At 66.0% G+C, this 18,660-nt stretch carries 13 protein-coding genes; 10 read left to right on the plus strand and 3 right to left on the minus strand.

What is annotated here, in order from left to right; genetic code table 11:
- The first annotated feature begins 180 nt into the window (after positions 1-180).
- A complete protein-coding gene (locus tag B5520_RS05230; protein WP_079596025.1) occupies positions 181-1,209 on the plus strand; it encodes a TerC family protein in 1,029 nt (342 codons plus the stop codon).
- Positions 1,210-1,316: 107 nt separating this feature from the next.
- Complete coding sequence (locus B5520_RS05235) at positions 1,317-2,681, plus strand: MFS transporter (protein WP_079596026.1); 1,365 nt, start codon at positions 1,317-1,319, stop codon at positions 2,679-2,681.
- Here the strand turns inward: B5520_RS05235 and B5520_RS05240 are convergent.
- The 3 genes from B5520_RS05240 to B5520_RS05250 all read right to left on the minus strand — a co-directional run bounded on the left by B5520_RS05240 (position 2,667) and on the right by B5520_RS05250 (position 7,138).
- Positions 2,667-3,938, minus strand: a complete 1,272-nt coding sequence (locus tag B5520_RS05240; protein WP_104443448.1) for an alpha/beta fold hydrolase — start codon at positions 3,936-3,938, stop codon at positions 2,667-2,669. The two genes, B5520_RS05235 and B5520_RS05240, sit on opposite strands and share 15 nt — an antisense overlap.
- Before the next feature lie 103 nt (positions 3,939-4,041).
- Positions 4,042-4,542 (minus strand): GNAT family N-acetyltransferase, encoded by a 501-nt coding sequence (locus B5520_RS05245; RefSeq protein ID WP_079596028.1) that lies wholly within the window; start codon positions 4,540-4,542, stop codon positions 4,042-4,044.
- A gap of 52 nt (positions 4,543-4,594) precedes the next feature.
- Positions 4,595-7,138, minus strand: a complete 2,544-nt coding sequence (locus tag B5520_RS05250; RefSeq protein WP_079596029.1) for a DEAD/DEAH box helicase — start codon at positions 7,136-7,138, stop codon at positions 4,595-4,597.
- A gap of 96 nt (positions 7,139-7,234) precedes the next feature.
- Between B5520_RS05250 and B5520_RS05255 the strand changes: the two genes are divergently transcribed.
- The 8 genes from B5520_RS05255 (at position 7,235) to uvrC (ending at position 18,654) form a co-directional block, all read left to right on the plus strand.
- A complete protein-coding gene (locus B5520_RS05255; RefSeq protein WP_079596030.1) occupies positions 7,235-8,014 on the plus strand; it encodes a trans-aconitate 2-methyltransferase in 780 nt (259 codons plus the stop codon).
- 159 nt (positions 8,015-8,173) lie between these two features.
- A complete protein-coding gene (locus B5520_RS05260; protein ID WP_079596394.1) occupies positions 8,174-9,928 on the plus strand; it encodes an ABC transporter ATP-binding protein in 1,755 nt (584 codons plus the stop codon).
- An 86-nt stretch (positions 9,929-10,014) separates the two neighbouring features.
- Positions 10,015-11,733, plus strand: a complete 1,719-nt coding sequence (locus B5520_RS05265) for an ABC transporter ATP-binding protein (RefSeq protein ID WP_104443449.1) — start codon at positions 10,015-10,017, stop codon at positions 11,731-11,733.
- Positions 11,730-12,110, plus strand: coding sequence for a GntR family transcriptional regulator (locus tag B5520_RS05270; protein ID WP_079596032.1), 381 nt, complete (start codon positions 11,730-11,732; stop codon positions 12,108-12,110). Before B5520_RS05265 ends, B5520_RS05270 begins: the two co-directional genes overlap by 4 nt.
- A gap of 49 nt (positions 12,111-12,159) precedes the next feature.
- Entirely contained in the window at positions 12,160-15,084 is a 2,925-nt protein-coding gene (uvrA, locus tag B5520_RS05275; protein ID WP_079596033.1) for an excinuclease ABC subunit UvrA, read from the plus strand.
- Between the two features lie 69 nt (positions 15,085-15,153).
- Positions 15,154-15,870, plus strand: coding sequence for an HAD hydrolase-like protein (locus tag B5520_RS05280; RefSeq protein WP_079596034.1), 717 nt, complete (start codon positions 15,154-15,156; stop codon positions 15,868-15,870).
- The gene (locus tag B5520_RS05285) at positions 15,857-16,525 is read left to right on the plus strand and encodes a lysophospholipid acyltransferase family protein (protein WP_079596035.1); all 669 of its coding nucleotides are present in this window, start codon (positions 15,857-15,859) and stop codon (positions 16,523-16,525) included. Before B5520_RS05280 ends, B5520_RS05285 begins: the two co-directional genes overlap by 14 nt.
- Positions 16,526-16,593: 68 nt before the next feature.
- Positions 16,594-18,654, plus strand: coding sequence for an excinuclease ABC subunit UvrC (gene uvrC / locus B5520_RS05290; RefSeq protein ID WP_079596036.1), 2,061 nt, complete (start codon positions 16,594-16,596; stop codon positions 18,652-18,654).
- Positions 18,655-18,660 lie beyond the last annotated feature (6 nt).

An 18,660-nucleotide genomic window follows, 5' to 3' on the forward strand; every position in this document is an offset into this window, starting at 1 on the left:
CAACACTGCAGGCTAAGGTACAGTTAACGTCACGTAGGGGAGTATCCCAAGCGCTACGATCGTCAACACGCAGGGCATAGTTGCTCCGCCGGGCGTAGCGGGCCGCCGCATCAGCACCGAGTGCGCAGGCAGGCCGGAGAGACTTACACCGCATCTCTGTACCCTGCGAAAGGCTACCCTGTGCTCGAATTGCCCGTGTGGTTCGAGGTCGGCTCTTTTGTCGTCCTCGGCCTGATCCTCCTGATCGACCTCCTGCTCGTGGTGCGCCGTCCCCACGAACCCTCCATGAAGGAAGCCGGACTGTGGGTGGCGTTCTACGTCTCGCTCGCGCTCGTGTTTGCCGGCGCCATGTTCGCCTTCACCGGGCCTGAATACGGCGGTCAGTTCGTCGCCGGCTGGGTCACGGAATACAGCCTCAGCATCGACAACCTGTTTGTCTTCATTATCATCATGGCCAGGTTCTCCGTACCCCGGAAATACCAGCAGGAAGTGCTGATGGTGGGCATCATCATCGCCCTGATCCTGCGCGGCATCTTCATCCTCCTCGGCGCCATCGTCATCGAGCAGTTCAGCTGGGTGTTCTACATCTTCGGAGCGTTCCTGCTGTGGACCGCCTGGAAGCAGGCCCAGGACGAAGGCGAAGACGAAGAAGACCGGGAAAACCCGCTCATCGCGAAGATCCGCAAGGTCATTCCCATGTCGGAGAAGTTCGACGGCGGCAAGCTGCGCACCACCGTGAACGGCAAGAAGGTCTTCACCCCGATGCTGATCGTGTTCATCACCATCGGCCTCACCGACCTGCTGTTCGCCGTGGACTCCATCCCCGCCATCTTCGGACTCACCCAGAGCCCGTTCATCGTGTTCACCGCCAACCTGTTCGCCCTCATGGGCCTGCGCCAGCTGTACTTCCTGCTGGGCGGCCTCATGAACCGCCTGATCTACCTGAAGCACGCACTGTCCTTCATCCTCGCGTTCATCGGCGTCAAGCTGGTCCTGCACGCCATGCACGTGAACGAACTGCCGTTCATCAACGGCGGCCAGCACATCGAGTGGGCCCCGGAGATCCCCACGTTCGTCTCGCTGGCCGTGATTGTCGGCACCATCATCATCGCGGTGGTTGCCAGCCTGCTCAGCTCCAAGGCGAAGGAAACCCACCTGGATCCGCGCCTCGAAGAAGACGTACGCCGGAGCCACAGCGACGTCGACTAGCCGCTGACCGCCCCTGCTTGACCACAATCCCGGCCGCTCCCAGCGGCCGGGATTGTTGCTTAAATTTGCCCCTGTGGGAGCCCGGCGCCGAGGACTATGCTCTGTCCATGGCCCCCACAGTGATGAGCGAACAGGACGTGCGCCGGGTACAGCGGCGTACCGTGGCGCTGCTGGCCGCGGCCCAGGTCTTCGGTGGAATTGGCACGGGCGCCACGGTTTCCATCGGCTCCATCCTCGCCGTTGAGCTCTCGGGCTCCAGCGCGTGGGCCGGTGCAGTGGCAACAGTCATGACCCTCGGCGCCGCCCTGGCGGCGCTGCCGCTGGCCTCACTGGCGGAGCGCAGGGGCCGCCGGGTGGGCCAGCTGGCGGGCTTGTCCGCGGCCTTGGCGGGCACCGTGCTGATGGTCCTGGCCGTCGTGACCGGAATCTTCGGCCTGCTGGTGCTGGGTGCGGCCGGCATTGGAGTGGGGACCGCCGCAAGCCTGCAGGCGCGTTTTGCCGCCGTCGACCTTGCCGACGGCGAGCACCGCGGCAGGGCACTGTCAACCGTCGTCTGGGCCGTCACTGTCGGAGCCGTCGCCGGCCCCAACCTGATCCAGCCCGGCACGGTGGTGGGCGCGGCCCTGGGGCTGCCGCCGGTCGCCGGACCGTTCGTCATCTCCGGCGCCGGACTGTTGGTGGCAACCGTCCTCGTTTGGGTCGGACTCCGGCCGGACCCGCTCCTCCTCTCCCGTGAACTGGCCGCACGGGCTGAAGGCCCGGCTGCACCCGGAGTGCCCCAGGCAGGGAGCGTCGCCGCCGCGGCCAACCAGGGCAGCAGGCCGCCCGGTTCCCTGGCCCGTGGCATGCGCGCCATCCGCGCCTCACGGATGGCGCTCCTGGCCGTGGCAGCCGTCGTCGCTGCCCATGCCGTCATGGTGGGCGTCATGTCCATGACGCCCCTGCACCTGCAGCACCTGGTGGAAGGCCCCGGCGCATCGCACGCCGGGCACACCGCCTCCGGCGACGTGCTGGTGATCATCGGCTTTACCATCTCGCTGCACATTGCCGGCATGTTCGCCCTGTCACCGGTCATGGGCTGGTTGACGGACAAGGCGGGCAGGACGGAGACCATCATGATTGGCTTCGCCCTGCTGATTACAGCGGTCATCGTGGCGGGCTTCGGCCAGGGCTCCGCTACAGCGGTGGCCGTCGGCCTGGTGCTGCTGGGCATGGGCTGGTCGGCCGCCACCGTGTCCGGGTCCACCCTGCTGGCAGAGAGCGTCGGGCAGGAAGCCCGCGTTGTGGTGCAGGGCGTGTCCGACATGCTGATGGGGGCAGCCGGGGCCGTGGGCGGGGCCGTCTCCGGCCTGGTCCTCAGCTGGACCGGTTACCTGGGGCTCAACATGCTCGGTGGCGTGGTGGGCGCCTGCGTCCTGGCGGCAGCCTTCCTGACACTCGTCACGCGGCGGCGGGCGTCAGCGGCGGCCTGACCTGGCCATCCCCAGCAGCCGGGAAAAGATCCCTTCACCGTCGTCGGCGATGCCATCGTGGTGGAAGTCGTCCGTTTCCCAGACCTGGAGCCCGCGGACGGCAGCAGCCGTTTCAAGGGACAGCTTCCGGTCCACGTAGATATCGTCCGAGTAGACGGCCGCCGCCACCGGAACCCGGTTCGCGGCGAGCTGCCGGACGTCATAGAGCGGCGTCCAGTCCTGCTTCGCGGCCAGCAGCCCGGCCACCTCCCGGAGGGGCCGCAGCGCAGGATCCTGGTCGAAGTACCAGGGGTAGACCATTTCGCCGGTCAGCAACAGCGGTTCTGCGTCCGGCCGGAACTCCGGGTACTCGTCCAGCACCCGCCAGGCGGACCAGTCCGTCGCCTGGCCCTGGCCGTAGATGGATTCGTGCATCAGGGCGTACAGCGGGTTGGAACGCCGCGAGACGATGCCCTGCATCTGTTCCAGGAAGGGGTCCGAGAGCCGCGGGCCCGCCGCGGTCTCCGTGAAGGCGTCCTCCAGCAGGTAGTGCAGGCTGTCCACCCGTGTGTTGCCGCCCAGGAACGCCCCCACCATTTGGAAGCGCTCCACGGTGAGCGGTCCGCCGTCGGGCAGGAACTCCGGCGTGCTCCGCAGGTGGCGGGCAATCCGTTCCACCATGGCACGGTCCTCCGGGTACCAGCTGAAGTACTCTGCATTCCGCGCCGCCACGCGCTGGAACGTGGCCCGGTAGACGTCATCGGCCGGCCCCGTCAGCGGCGCCAGGCCGCCGGTGATGAGCACTTCCCGCAGTCCCTCCGGGGCGAAGGACAGGTAGGTCAGCGCGCAGAAGCCGCCGTAACTCTGGCCGTAGATGCTCCAGGGCGGTGAGCCCAGCGTTTTCCGGATCAGCTCGGCGTCGGCCACGATCGAATCAGCCCGGAAGTGTTCCAGGTATGCGGCCTGCTCGTCGGCTGACCCGCGCAGCGGCAGGGTGTTCCGGTCCACCGGTGTGGACAGCCCGGTTCCCCGCTGGTCAAGCATCAGGATACGGAAGTCCTTCGTCGCGGCCTTGCTCCAGCCGCCCAGGGAACCGAACCTGTTGCCGCGGCCGCCCGGTCCGCCCTGCAGGAACAGCAGCCAGGGAAGGTTTTGCGCTTCCTCCTCGCTGTGCGCCGCCGATACATACTCGCGGGCGAAGACGGTGATGGTCTCGGGAGTGGCAGCGGACGCCGTGTGGTCCAAAGGCACGGTGAAGTAATGCTCCACTGTGCGCATGCCGCGGAACGTATGCCGTGCCCTGACCTCGTGGCCCGCCGTCGCTCCCTGCCCGGCCCGGAACAGGCGCGTGAGGGCCTTGACGGCGGCCGGCGGCCGTACGTCAGCCATTGGCTGCGGCGGGGACAGCGCTGCCGAACCGTTCCAGGGCATCTCCGGTCAGGCGGAAGGTGGACCACCCGTCCATCGGCCTGGCGCCGAGGCTGCGGTAGAAGTTGATGGACGGCTCGTTCCAGTCAAGGACACTCCATTCCACCCGGGCATAGCCGTTCTCCACCGCAATCCCGGCGAGGTGCTGCAGGAGGGCCTTGCCGTGGCCTTCGCCGCGGGCCTCCGGGCTTACGTACAGGTCTTCCAGGTAGATGCCGTGCACACCCTCCCACGTGGAGTAGTTGAGGAACCACAGCGCGAAGCCCTGAACGTCGCCGGCTTCGTTTTCAGCCATGGCGGCGAAGACGCGCGGGTTCTCCCCAAAGAGGACCTGCCGCAGCATTTCCGGGGTGTTGCGGACGGCGTCCGGTTCTTTCTCGTAGTGCGCCAGTTCGTGAATCATCCTCAGGATCGCGGGCACGTCTTGCTCTGTTGCGGGGCGGATTAAGCTCATTGTTCGAGCTTACCGCCGTGGTTGTCGCCGCTGCCGCAGGGCCGCGGCAGCGTCAGAGCCGGTTGACGTCGGTCACCCGCACCACGGCAGTTCCGCTCTCATCCGACGCCGCAAGGTCCACCTCCGCGGAAATGCCCCAGTCGTGGTTTCCTGCGGGATCATCGAAGATCTGCCGTACCTTCAACACCCCGGGTTCCTCAGTAATGATCAGCAGGTTTGGGCCGCGGGCGTCCGGCCCGGTTCCAATGTCGTCATGCTCATCGAAGTAGTCGTCGAGAACGTCTTCCCACCGGTCCCGGTCCCAGCCGGAGGCGCCGTCCAGCTCGCCGAGAGCCGCAGCGTCCTCGTCCGCGAACAGTTCCACGCGGCGGAACATCTCGTTGCGGACCATCACCCGGAAGGCCCGGATGTTCGAGGTAAGCGACGGCGGAGGAGGCGGCGGCGCGTCGTGCGGGGTGGGAGCGGCACCGGAGGCCAGTTCCTCCCATTCGTCCAGGAGGCTGGAGTCAACCTGGCGCACCAGTTCGCCCAGCCAGGCGATCAGGTCTTCGAGGTCATCCCGGAGCATGTCCTGGGGAACCGTCTGCCGGAGCGCCTTGAATGCGTCCGCGAGGTACCGCAGCACGATGCCCTCCGAACGGGCCAGACCATAAAACTGCACGAACTCGCCGAAGTTCATGGCACGCTCGAACATGTCCCGCACCACTGACTTGGGCGCCAGCTCAAAGTCGCCCACCCACGGGGCAGCCTTCCGGTATACCTCGAATGCCTCACCGAGGATTTCGGCGAGGGGCTGCGGGTACGTGACCTCGTCCAGCATCGCCATCCGCTGGTCGTACTCGATGCCGTCCGCCTTCATGGCGGCCACCGCTTCGCCGCGGGCCTTCTTCTGCTGGGCGGAAAGGATTTGGCGCGGCTTCTCCAGCGTCGCCTCGATCACGGACACCACGTCCAGGGCGTACGACGGCGACTCCGGGTCAAGGAGCTCCAGTGCGGCAAGTGCGAAGGGGGAGAGCGGCTGGTTGAGCGCGAAGTTCGGCTGCAGGTGCACGGTGAGCCGGACCGTGCGCCCGTCCGCTCCCTGCTGCTCTTCGGGTATCCGCTCCACCACTTCGGCAGCGAGCAGCTCCCGGTAGATGCCCAGCGCCTTCTTCATCAGCCGCAGCTGGGAGGACCGCGGCTCGTGGTTTTCCGTCAGCAGCCGGCGGGCGGCGGCAAAAGGATCCCCGGGCCGCTCCATCAGGTTCATGAGCATGGCGTGCGTCACCGTGAAGCTTGAACTCAGCGGATCCGGCACCGACTCGACCAGCCGCTTGAACGTTGGCTCACCCCAGGACACAAAACCTTCCGGCGGCTTCTTCTTGACCACCTGGCGCAGCTTTTTCTGGTCGTCGCCGAACTTGGCAACGGCCTTGGCCATCGCTTTGACGTTTTCGGTGACGTGCTCGGGGGCCTGGACCACCACCGTGCCGGCGGTGTCGTAACCCGCGCGCCCGGCACGGCCTGCAATTTGGTGGAACTCACGCGAGTTCAGCAGCCGGGTGCGGACGCCGTCGTACTTGCTGAGGGCGGTGAGCAGCACCGTGCGGATGGGGACGTTGATGCCCACGCCGAGGGTGTCCGTGCCGCAGATGACTTTGAGCAGCCCCGCCTGGGCCAGCTGCTCCACCAGCCGCCGGTACTTGGGCAGCATGCCCGCATGGTGCACGCCGATGCCGTGGCGCACCAGCCGGTTGAGGGTCTTGCCAAAGCCGGCGGCGAACCGGAAGTTCGCGATCAGTTCGGCAATTTTGTCCTTCTCCTCGCGGGTGCAGACATTGATGCTCATCAGGTTCTGGGCCCGGTCGATTGCCTCGATCTGGCTGAAGTGCACCACATAAACAGGGACCTGCTTGGTGGCGAGCAGCTCCTCCAGCGTCTCGTGGACCGGGGTCTCGTGGTAGTAGTAATGCAGCGGAATGGGCCGTTCGGCCGAGCTCACGGTGGTGGTGGGGCGGCCGGTCAGATCGGTCAGTCCCTTTTCGAACCTCGCCACGTCGCCCAGCGTCGCGGACATCAGCAGGAACTGGGCCTGCGGGAGTTCCAGCAGCGGCACTTGCCAGGCCCAGCCGCGCTGCGGGTCCGAGTAGAAGTGGAACTCGTCCATGATGACTGCGCCCAGCTCGGCTGCCGCACCTTCGCGCAAAGCAGTGTTCGCCAGGATTTCAGCCGTGCAGCAAATGATCGGCGCGTCCTGGTTGACCCCGGAGTCCCCGGTGATCATTCCCACGTTCTCCGCGCCGAAGATCTCGCACAGGGCAAAGAACTTCTCTGACACCAGCGCCTTGATGGGCGCCGTGTAGTAGCTGCGCCTGCCCTGCGCCATGGCCTGGAAATGCGCGGCGATGGCCACCAGGGATTTGCCGGAGCCGGTAGGGGTGGCCAGGATGACGTTGGCCCCGGTCGCCAGTTCCATGATGGCTTCGTCCTGGGCCGGATACAGCGCCAGGCCACGGCTTTCCGTCCACTCGACGAAGCGGGTGTACAGGTCATCGGGATCGACGGCGGCCTGGAGGTTCCCGGCGGGCAGATGGGTCAGCTGGTCAACGAGTTTCATTGATTTCCAGCTTAGTGCCAGGGCGCGCCGGGAAATCCGTCCCGGCCGGGCTAGGCTTCGCGGTAGCAGTGACAGCACCAGACAGTGGAGAAGCCTATGGAATGGGATCCGGCCAAGTACGTTCAGTTCGGCGATCACCGGGACCGGCCGTTTTTCGACCTCACCGGAAGGGTCCACGCCGACAGGCCGGCCCGGGTGGTTGACCTGGGCTGCGGCCCGGGGAACCTCACCGCAACGCTCGCCGAACGCTGGCCGGACGCGGAAGTAGTGGGCCTGGACGCCTCGGCGGACATGCTGGCCAAGGCGGCGGACCACGCTGCACGGCATCCGTCGCTGCATTTTGAACAGGCGGATATCACCCATTGGACGCCCCCGGCAGGGACGGATGTGGTGGTCAGCAACGCGGCCCTTCAATGGGTGCCCGGGCACCAGGAGTTGATGCGGTCATGGCTGGCCGCACTGCGCCCCGGCGCCTGGTTCGCGCTGCAGGTACCGGGGAACTTTAACGCACCGTCCCATGCGCTGATGCGGGACCTCGCCGCCTCGGAGCGGTGGGCACCGAAACTCGGCGGGGTGCTGCGCGGCGGCGAATCGGTGGGGGAGCCGGCGGATTACCTGGACATCCTGCTCGACGCCGGGTACTCGGCAGACGCCTGGGAAACCACATACCAACAGGTTCTGCCGGGCCAGGACCCGGTCCTGGAGTGGGTCCGGGGTACCGCGTTGCGTCCCGTGCTGAATGTGCTCTCACCGGAGGACGGGGCCCAGTTTGAAGCCGAGTATGCTGCGTCCCTGCGCGGGGCATATCCGCAGGGCAGGCGCGGCACAATCTATCCTTTCCGCAGGATCTTCGCGGTAGGCCGCAAGAACGAGTGACCGGCGTCCAGTCGCTGGATGATCTCTACTGGACTGGTCATGTTGTTGACGGCGGCTGAATGTGATCTGGCCTACAATGACGAACGTGGCCAATTGGGGGAGGCGACCATCGTTGTCGGCTTTCCTGACCTTACGGGAGGTGCGTTGCTGATCGGATTGATGGGGCGGCTCCTCAAGGGTCATGGATGGCACCTCGCTGCCATCGTGCTCCTGCAGCTGGTCCAGGCCGCCGCGAACCTCCTGCTGCCCACCGTGAACGCCGCGATCATCGACGACGGCATTGTGGCCGGCAACACCGGGGTGATTTCCCGCCTCGGGGTCCTGATGGCGGGCATCGCTGCGGTCCAGGCCGGCGCGGCCATCGGGGCCGGCTACCTTGGGGCTGTAACGGCCATGGGGATGGGGCGCCGGCTCCGGGCGGAGATTTTTTCGAGCATCCAGTCGCTGTCCTCCCAGGAGGTGGCACGCTTCGGGGCGCAGAGCCTGGCCACGCGGGTAACCAACGACACCCAGCAGATCCAGGCATTCGCGGTGCTGGTGTTCACCATGCTGATCGCCGGGCCCGCGATGGGGCTGGGCGGCATTGTCCTTGCCCTGCAGCAGGACGTGGGGCTGTCCGCAGTGGTCATCGTCGTTGTGCCGTTGCTCCTGCTGATCATGTCCCTGATCGTCCGGCGCCTGATCCCGCTCTACCGTCAAGGGCAGGACCTGCTGGACAAGGCGGGCGGCATCCTGCGTGAGCAGATTATCGGTGCCGGGGTGATCCGTTCCTTTGTGCGCCAGGAGCATGAGATTGGGCGCTTCGCGCGTGCGAACAGCAGCCTTACTGCCAACAATCTGCAGTCAGCTCTGCTGGTGGCGGCCATGCTGCCGCTGATCATGCTGGTGGTGAACCTGTCGTCGGTGGCAGTTGTGTGGTTCGGCGGCCAGCGCATCCAGTCGGGCCAGATGAACATTGGTGCGCTCACGGCCTTCATCAGCTACATCATGCAGATCCTGCTGGCCATCATGATGGCCATGTACGTCCTGATGACGGCACCCCGCGCCGCCGCGTGCGCGGAGCGGATCACCGCCGTCCTGGACACCGAACCCTCGGTGCGTGAGTCCGCGGGCCCCCCTGCGCATACCCTTCACGCCGCTCCGGCCGGCTGGCCGGCCGCGTCCGCGCAGCCGGGAACCCTTGAGTTCAGGGGGGTCGGATTTTCCTACCCAGGGGCAGAAGCACCGGTCCTCTCCGGAATCAGCTTTACGGCCATGCCGGGCACCACCACTGCCATCGTGGGATCCACGGGCAGTGGAAAATCAACGCTCCTGAACCTGATCCCGCGTTTCCTTGATTCCACCGAGGGGGAGATCCGGCTGGATGGCGTGAACATCAAGGAGCTGCCGCTGGACACGCTTCGCGGGGCCATGTCGATCGTCCCCCAGCACTCCCATCTGTTTTCGGGCACTATTGCCGACAACCTCCGCATGGCTGCCCCCGACGCATCGGACGAGGAACTCTGGGCAGTCCTGGAGAAGGCGCAGACCATGCGCTTCATGCGCGACCTGCCCTTGGGGCTGGCGACGCCTGTGGGCCAGGGCGGAACCACGCTGTCCGGAGGGCAGCGGCAGCGCCTGTGCATGGCGCGTGCCCTGCTGCGCACAGCGCCCCTTTATCTCTTTGATGACAGCTTTTCCGCGCTGGACTACGACACGGACACCAGGCTGCGGCAGGCGTTGGACGCGGAACTTGCGTCAGCCACGGTGATTGTTGTGGCAGAGCGTGTTTCGGCTGTGGAGGGCGCACACCTGATCCTGGTGCTCGACGGCGGGCGCATCGTGGCACAGGGGACCCACCACGGGCTGCTGGAAACATCCCCCACGTACCGCGAGATCGCCGAATCGCAGCTGGCACTGGACGGACCGCTGTGACGACGGCCGCCGTCGGGACATCCACGGACGGGTTCTGGCGCACATCGGGCAGGCTGCTTGGGCTGCTGCGCCCGTTCCGGCACCTCATGCTTGGCGCAGTGGCAGCCACCTGCGCTTTTGCGGGCCTCAACGTGGCAGCTCCGAAGTATCTCGGCGACGCCACCGACGTCGTCGTGAACGGTATCTTCCTGGGCACCACCGACCAGGAACGCCTGGTCATCCTGCTGTCCGCTGTGGCGGTGATGTACGTCTTCGCGTCCGTCTTCAACTGGATCCAGGGCGCCCTGACGGCCCGCTCCGTGCAAGGGCTGATGTACGGGCTGCGGGCTGCGGTGGAGGACAAGCTGCACCGCCTGCCGTCCACATATTTCAGTGAGCGGTCCAGGGGCGATGTCCTGAGCCGGGCAACCAACGACATCGACAACATCTCACAGGCCATGAACCAGCTCCTCACGCAACTGATCATGTCCGTGCTGATGCTGTGCGGATCGCTGGCCATGATGTTGTGGATCTCGCCCATGCTGGCGGCCATAGCCCTCGCCAGCGTGCCCCTCTCCACCTGCATCACCGTTCTCGTTGCGCGCCGGTCACAGGCGCACTTTGAACGGCAGTGGAAGGAAACCGGGGAGCTCAACGCGCACGTTGAGGAGTTCATCACCGGCCACGAAGTCATCAAGGCCTTCGGGCAGCAGTCCCGGGCCGCCGACATTTTCGCCCAAAGCAACCGGCGGCTGGCACGCGCGGCCACCAAAGCCCAGTACTCGGCCGGGGTGGTCCAGCCCCTGATGGTGCTGATGGCCAACCTGAATTACATCGCCGTTGCAGTTGTCGGCGCTTTGCAGGTCATTGCGGGAGCGATGACCATCGGCGGCATCCAGGCGTTTATCCAGTTCAGCAGGCTCTTCAGCCAGCCCGTCGGGCAGATTGGCGGCCTGCTCAACCTCATCCAGTCATGCGCCGCGTCCGCGGCCCGCGTGTTCGCCCTGCTGGATGCGGAGGAGGACCCCGCGCAAAGGGGCGGGGATACGCCCGTCCCCGCGGATGGAACCATCGTCTTCGAGGACGTGACCTTCGGCTACCCCGGCTCGCCGCCGGCCGTGCGCAACCTTTCGTTCACCGCGGAGCCGGGACAAACGGTGGCCATCGTCGGCCACACCGGAGCCGGAAAAACCACTGTGGTGAATCTCCTGTTGCGCTTCTGCGAACCGGGTTCGGGCCGAATCACCCTGGGAGGCATTGATACTGCCACCATCTCGACAGACCGCCTGCGGGGGCAGTTCGGGGTGGTGCTCCAGGATGCGTGGCTCTTCGCGGGCACCATCAGGGAGAACATCGCCTACGGGCTGCCCGGTGCCACCGAGGCCGGGATCCTGGCCGCGGCGGAGGCCAGCTACGTGGACCGCTTCGTCCGTTCCCTCCCCGGCGGGTACGACACCGTGCTGGAGAACGGCGGCGAACCCCTCAGCCAGGGCCAGCGGCAACTCATCACCATTGCCCGGGCCGAACTGGCAGGGCGGCCGGTCCTGATCCTGGACGAGGCGACAAGTTCGGTGGACTCCAGGACCGAACTGCTGATCCGGCAGGCAATGCGGCGGCTCCGCCATGGCAGGACGAGCTTCGTGATTGCCCACCGTTTGTCCACGGTGCGGAACGCTGATCTAATCTTGGTCATGGACCACGGACGCATCGTTGAGCAGGGCACGCACCAGAGCCTCCTGGCGGCAAACAGCTACTACGCGCGGCTCTACAACGCCCAGTTCTCCGCCAGTCCCAGGCGTACCGGGGTCCTTGAGGCGGGACTGTGAAAACCACTCCCGACTTCCCGGGGGACTGGAAACCCAACGCCGGCAGCACCGTGGCTTTGTTTGAACAGCTGCGGCTCAGGATCATCCACCTTGCGGACAGCGGCGCGCTGCCCCCGGGCACCCGGCTTCCCGCCGTCAGGGGCCTTGCGGAGCGCCTGGACGTGGCGCCGCACACTGTCGCCCGGGCATATAAGGAACTGGAAGCGGCCGGTATTGTTGCCACACGGGGGAGGAACGGGACAGTGGTATGTGCACGTGACGAACGCCTCAGCGGGCTCTCCGCAGCTGCCGCGGCCTATGCCGACGCCGCAAAGTCGCAGGGCGCCACGTTCGCGGAAGCGGTGAAGCTGCTCGCGGCAGCCTACGACGCCGGCTGAGCGCGCCGCCGCGTGGATGTTCGAAGAAGTTTTCGATTAGCATTATGGGGTGCCTAAAGCCGTAGCTGAAGAATCCGCCATCCAATCCGCTTCCGTCGCCGTGCCCTCCGCTGCCACACTTCAGCGGCCGGACCTCTCCCGCCTTGTGGTGAAGGGTGCCCGGGAGCACAACCTGCGCAACGTGGACCTCGACCTGCCGCGCGACGCGATGATCGTCTTCACCGGACTCTCCGGCTCCGGCAAGTCCTCCCTCGCGTTCGACACGATCTTCGCCGAAGGCCAGCGCCGCTACGTGGAGTCCCTGTCCGCCTACGCCCGGCAATTCCTCGGCCAGGTGGACAAGCCCGACGTCGACTTCATCGAAGGACTCTCGCCGGCAGTCTCCATCGACCAGAAGTCCACCAGCAAGAACCCGCGCTCAACGGTGGGCACCATCACCGAGATCTACGACTACATGCGGCTCCTCTGGGCACGCGTGGGACGGCCGCACTGCCCGGTCTGCGGTGAGCCGGTGGCCAAGCAAACTCCGCAGCAGATCGTCGACCAGCTCCTGGAACTCGACGAAGGCACCCGTTTCCAGGTCCTCGCTCCCGTGGTGCGTGGACGCAAGGGTGAATTCGTCGATCTCTTCAAGGAGCTCACTGCAAAGGGATATTCCCGGGCCAGGGTGGACGGCGACCTTGTCCAGCTGAGCGATCCGCCAAAGCTGGGCAAGCAGTTCAAGCACACCATCGAAGTGGTGGTGGACCGCCTCGTGGTCAAGGAAGGCATCAGCCAGCGCCTCACCGACTCCATCGAAACCGCCCTTGGCCTGGCCGAGGGCCGCGTCCTGGCAGAGTTCGTGGACCTTGAGGCGGATGACCCCGCGCGGATCCGCGCCTTCTCCGAAAACCTGGCCTGCCCCAACGAGCATCCCCTTGCCATCGACGAGATCGAGCCACGGTCCTTCTCCTTCAACAACCCTTTCGGCGCCTGCGCCGCCTGCAGCGGCATCGGCACCCGGCTCGAGGTGGACGAGGAACTCATCGTCCCCAACCCCGAGCTGTCCTTGTCCGAGGGCGCCATCGCCCCCTGGTCGCTGGGAACAGCCACCACCGAGTACTGGAACCGGCTCCTGGAGGGCCTCGCCAAGGAACTCGGGTTCTCGATGGACACCCCCTGGGAAAAGCTGGGCAAGGACGTCCGCCAGACCGTCCTGCACGGCAAGGACCACAAAGTGGTGGTGCAGTACCGCAACCGCTTCGGCCGGGAACGCAAGTACAGCACCGGCTTTGAAGGGGCCATCCAGTACGTCCACCGCAAGCACGGCGAGACCGATTCCGACTGGGCCCGCGACCGCTACGAAGAGTACATGCGGCAGATTCCCTGCCCCGCCTGCAACGGCGCGCGCCTCAATCCTGCGTCCCTGTCGGTGCTTATCAACGGCAAGTCCATCGCCGACGTCGCGGCCCTTCCCATGCGCGACTGCGCGGAGTTCCTGAACAACCTGGTCCTGACCGGCCGCGAAGCACAGATCGCACACCAGGTGCTCAAGGAGATCCAGGCACGCCTGACGTTCCTCCTGGACGTGGGGCTGGAATACCTGAACCTGGAACGCCCATCCGCCACCCTCTCCGGCGGCGAGGCGCAGCGCATCCGGCTCGCCACCCAGATCGGCTCGGGCCTGGTGGGCGTGCTTTACGTGCTGGACGAGCCCTCCATCGGGCTGCACCAGCGCGACAACCGGCGCCTTATTGACACCCTTACCCGGCTCCGGGACATGGGCAACACCCTCATCGTCGTGGAACACGACGAGGACACCATCCATGTTGCCGACTGGATCGTGGACATCGGACCGGGCGCCGGTGAACACGGCGGCCAGGTGGTCCACTCCGGCTCCTACAAGGAACTCCTCGAGAACACCGCATCGCTGACCGGCGACTACCTGTCGGGCCGCAAGAGCATCGAAGTGCCCAAGAAGCGCCGCAAGTACGACAAGAAGCGCGAACTCAAGGTGGTGGGTGCGCGGGAAAACAACCTGGTCAACGTGGACGCCGCGTTCCCGCTTGGCCTCTTCACCGCGGTGACGGGCGTGAGCGGCTCGGGCAAGTCCACCCTTGTCAACGAGATCCTGTACAAGGTGCTCGCCAACAAGCTCAACGGTGCCAAGCAGGTAGCCGGGCGGCACAAGACCATCCACGGGCTGGAGCACCTGGACAAGGTGGTCCACGTGGACCAGAGCCCCATCGGGCGGACGCCCCGCTCCAACCCCGCCACCTACACCGGCGTGTTCGACAACATCCGCAAGCTCTTCGCGGAAACCACCGAAGCCAAGGTCCGGGGCTACCTTCCCGGCCGCTTCTCCTTCAACGTCAAGGGCGGCCGGTGCGAAGCCTGCTCCGGTGACGGCACACTGAAGATCGAGATGAACTTCCTGCCGGACGTCTACGTCCCGTGCGAGGTATGCCACGGCGCGCGCTACAACAGGGAAACCCTGGAAGTGCACTACAAGGGCAAAACCATCGCGGATGTCCTCAACATGCCCATCGAGGAGGGCGCCGAGTTCTTCGCGGCGTTCTCGCCCATTGCACGGCACCTGAACACGCTCGTGGACGTGGGCCTGGGGTACGTCCGGCTCGGCCAGCCCGCCACCACGCTTTCCGGCGGTGAGGCGCAGCGCGTCAAGCTGGCGGCAGAACTGCAGAAGCGGTCCAACGGCCGCAGCGTGTACGTCCTGGACGAGCCCACCACCGGCCTGCACTTCGAGGACATCCGCAAGCTGCTGATGGTCCTGCAGGGGCTGGTGGACAAAGGCAACACGGTCATCACCATCGAGCACAACCTGGATGTCATCAAGAGCGCGGACTGGATCGTGGATCTTGGGCCCGACGGCGGCTCCGGCGGCGGCCAGGTCGTTGCCACCGGCACGCCGGAGCAGGTAGCAACCTCCACCACCAGCCACACCGCCACCTTCCTGGCCGAAATCCTGGGCTAGAGCAGGAGAAGTATTCCGCTGCAGGCATGCGAGTTTCAGGCACTGCTTCTGTCGTGAGAAACTAACCCGGTGACTTCAACAACAGTGCCCGTGATCTTTGACCTGGACGGCACTCTTGTCGATCCGGCCGGTGGGATAACAGACGGAATCGCCTCAGCCCTCCGCGGGCTGGGGCTTCCCGTCCCCGGCCAGGACCTGCTCGAGGCGATGATCGGCCCGAAGCTGAGCGATTCGCTCCTCAACGTCGCCAAGGTGCCGGCCGGCCTCCTGGACGAGGTCATTCGGCGCTACCGGGAGTACTACGTGGCCACCGGCATCGCCCAGAGCCGGCTTTACCCGGGCATCCTGGAACTGCTGGAGGCCTACGCCGCCGCTGGCCGGCCGGTGGCTGTCGCAACCCAAAAGCCGCAGAACCTGGCCCGGACGGTCCTGGCCCACCACGGCATCGACGGACTGTTCCTCAGCATCCGCGGCTCGGCGGATGACGAAACGGCCGTGGACGGCGTTCCCCTGGGGAAGACCGAGATCATTGCCGCAGCACTGCGGGACCTCGAGACCCAGCACGCCATAATGGTGGGGGACCGGGCGCAGGACGTCTCCGGGGCCATCGCCAACGGGCTCGACTGCATCGGCGTGGCGTGGGGGTTTGCGCCCGACGGCGAACTGGAGGCCGCCGGTTCAGTTGCGGTCGTCAGCACTGCGGAAGAACTGGCACAGGCCATCGACCGGCTGCAGGGCATCCACAGCGCGGCCATGAGCGAGGTGACCAACGATGGAAATGTTTGAAGCCGTCCGCTGGACCACCCGCACCCTGATCGCCGGCACCTGCCGGCCATCCGTCGTCGGCATTGAAAACGTCCCCACCGACGGGCCGTTCATCGTCGCTCCCAACCACCTGTCCTTTTTTGACAGTGTCATCGTGCAGGCACTGATGCCCCGCCCGGTGGCTTTCTTCGCGAAGGCCGAATATTTCACCACCGGCGGCGTCAAGGGCAAGGCCATGAAGGCCTTCTTCGAATCGGTGGGGTCCATTCCCGTGGAACGCGGCGAGCAGGCCGCCAGTGTCCAGGCGCTCAAAACCCTGATGGACATCCTGGAATCCGGCCGGGGAATCGGCATCTACCCGGAAGGCACCCGCTCCCGCGACGGCATCCTGTACCGCGGACGCACGGGGGTGGGCTGGCTGGCGCTGACCACCGGGGCGCCTGTGATCCCGGTAGGCCTGATTGGGACGGAAAACCTGCAGCGGGCAGGCGAGAAGGGCGTGCGGCCGCAGCACTTCACCATGAAGGTGGGCGAGCCGCTCTACTTCGATAAGACCGGGCCGGACCACTCGCTGCCTGCGCGGCGCGAAGTGACGGACCGGATCATGGATGCCATCGCCGAACTCAGCGGGCAGGAACGGTCCACCAGCTACAACCAGAGCAAGGTCATCGAGTAGGCCCTGCCAACGGGGTGCCGGTCAGCGGCACGGCAAAGCCACCGGCCGCGGATCAGTAGACTATATAGGTGGCAAATCCAGCAAGTTACAGGCCCAGGACGGGTGAGATTCCCACCAACCCCGGGGTTTACCGGTTCCGTGATCCCCACGGCCGGGTCATTTACGTGGGCAAGGCGAAGAGCCTCAGATCGCGGCTGAACTCCTACTTCGCCAACCCTGCCGGGCTGCTTCCGAAAACCTACGCCATGGTCCATGCCGCAAGCAGCGTGGAATGGACCGTGGTGGGCAGCGAGCTGGAGTCGCTGCAGCTGGAATACACCTGGATCAAGGAATTCAAACCGCGGTTCAACGTGGTGTTCAGGGACGACAAAACCTACCCCTACCTCGCAATGACCATGGGGGAGAAGTACCCGCGCGTCCAGGTGATGCGCGGTGACAAGAAAAAGGGCACCCGCTACTTCGGCCCCTACACCGCGGGCGCCATCCGGGAAACCATGGACACCCTGTTGCGCGTCTTCCCGGTGCGCAGCTGCAGCGCCGGAGTCTTCAAACGGGCCCAGGCCAGCGGGCGCCCGTGCCTGCTGGGCTACATCGACAAATGCGCCGCACCCTGCGTGGGCCGCATCTCGCCGGAGGACCACCGGGCCCTGGCGGAGGACTTCTGCGCCTTCATGGGCGGGGAGGCCAAGCGCTTCATCGCCAAGCTGGAAAAGCGGATGGCAGAAGCGGTGGCTGAACTCGACTACGAGCATGCAGCCAGGATCCGCGATGACATCACCGCCCTGCGCAAGGTCTTCGAACGCAACGCCGTGGTGCTCGCGGAGGACACCGACGCCGACATCTTCGCCCTGCACGAGGACGAATTGGAAGCCGCCGTGCAGGTGTTCCACGTCCGCGGCGGCAGGATCCGCGGCCAGCGCGGCTGGGTCGTGGAAAAAGTGGAGGATTCCACCACCCCGGACCTCGTGGAGCACCTCCTGCAGCAGGTCTATGGCGGCGACGGCGACAGTCACGGCCGGCTGCCCCGCGAAGTGCTCGTTCCGGTGGAGCCCAGCAACACCGGGGAGCTGGCGGAGTGGCTTGCCGGCATCCGGGGCGCCAAAGTGGACATCAGGGTTCCGCAGCGCGGCGACAAGGCAGCGCTGATGTCCACGGTGCGTGAAAACGCAGAGCATGCGCTGAAACTCCACAAGACCCGCCGGGCAGGAGACCTGACCGTCAGGTCGCAGGCGCTCCAGGAACTTCAGGAGGCGCTGGACCTGCCTGTGCCGCTGCTGCGCATCGAATGCTTCGACGTTTCGCACGTCCAGGGAACCAACGTGGTGGCCTCCATGGTGGTGGTGGAGGACGGTCTGCCCAAGAAGTCCGACTACCGCAAGTTCTCCGTCACCGGACCCGCGGCCGCGGACGATACCGCCGCCATGCACGACGTCCTGACGCGGCGGTTCCGCCACTACCTGCAGGACAAGTCCGCGCAGGTGGACGAGTCCGCGCTCAACCCGGAGCCCCTGAGCCCTGAACCGCTGAGCCCGGAACCGCTGGGCACCGAACCAACCACGGCACCCGCACCGGCACCGGCACCCGAAGCCACCGTACTGGACAGCACCACCCCGGCGCCGCGTGCAAAGTTCGCCTACCCGCCCAACCTGGTGGTGGTGGACGGCGGCAAGCCGCAGGTCAACGCGGCAGCGCGCGCCCTCGCGGACCTTGGCATCGATGACGTCTACGTTGTGGGCCTGGCCAAGCGCCTCGAAGAGGTCTGGCTTCCGGACAGCGACTTCCCGGTCATCCTTCCCCGCACCTCGCAGGGCCTCTACCTGCTGCAGCGCATCCGCGACGAAGCCCACCGCTTCGCGATCACGTTCCACCGGCAGAAGCGTGGAAAGGCCATGACGGTCTCCGCGCTGGACGGTGTGCCGGGGCTGGGCGCGTCCAAGCGGAAGGCCCTGCTGGCGCATTTCGGGTCCGTCAAGGGCGTCAAGGCCGCCACCGCGGAGGAACTTTCCCAGGCGAAGGGCATCGGACCGGCACTGGCCGGCGCCATCGTGACCCATTTTTCTGCCGAGGGTCCGGCCGCAGCCACGGTACCGGCCATCAACATGACCACCGGCGAAATCATCGAAACTTAGCTAGGG

The organism is Arthrobacter sp. P2b (assembly GCF_900168295.1).
Classification (GTDB): domain Bacteria; phylum Actinomycetota; class Actinomycetes; order Actinomycetales; family Micrococcaceae; genus Arthrobacter.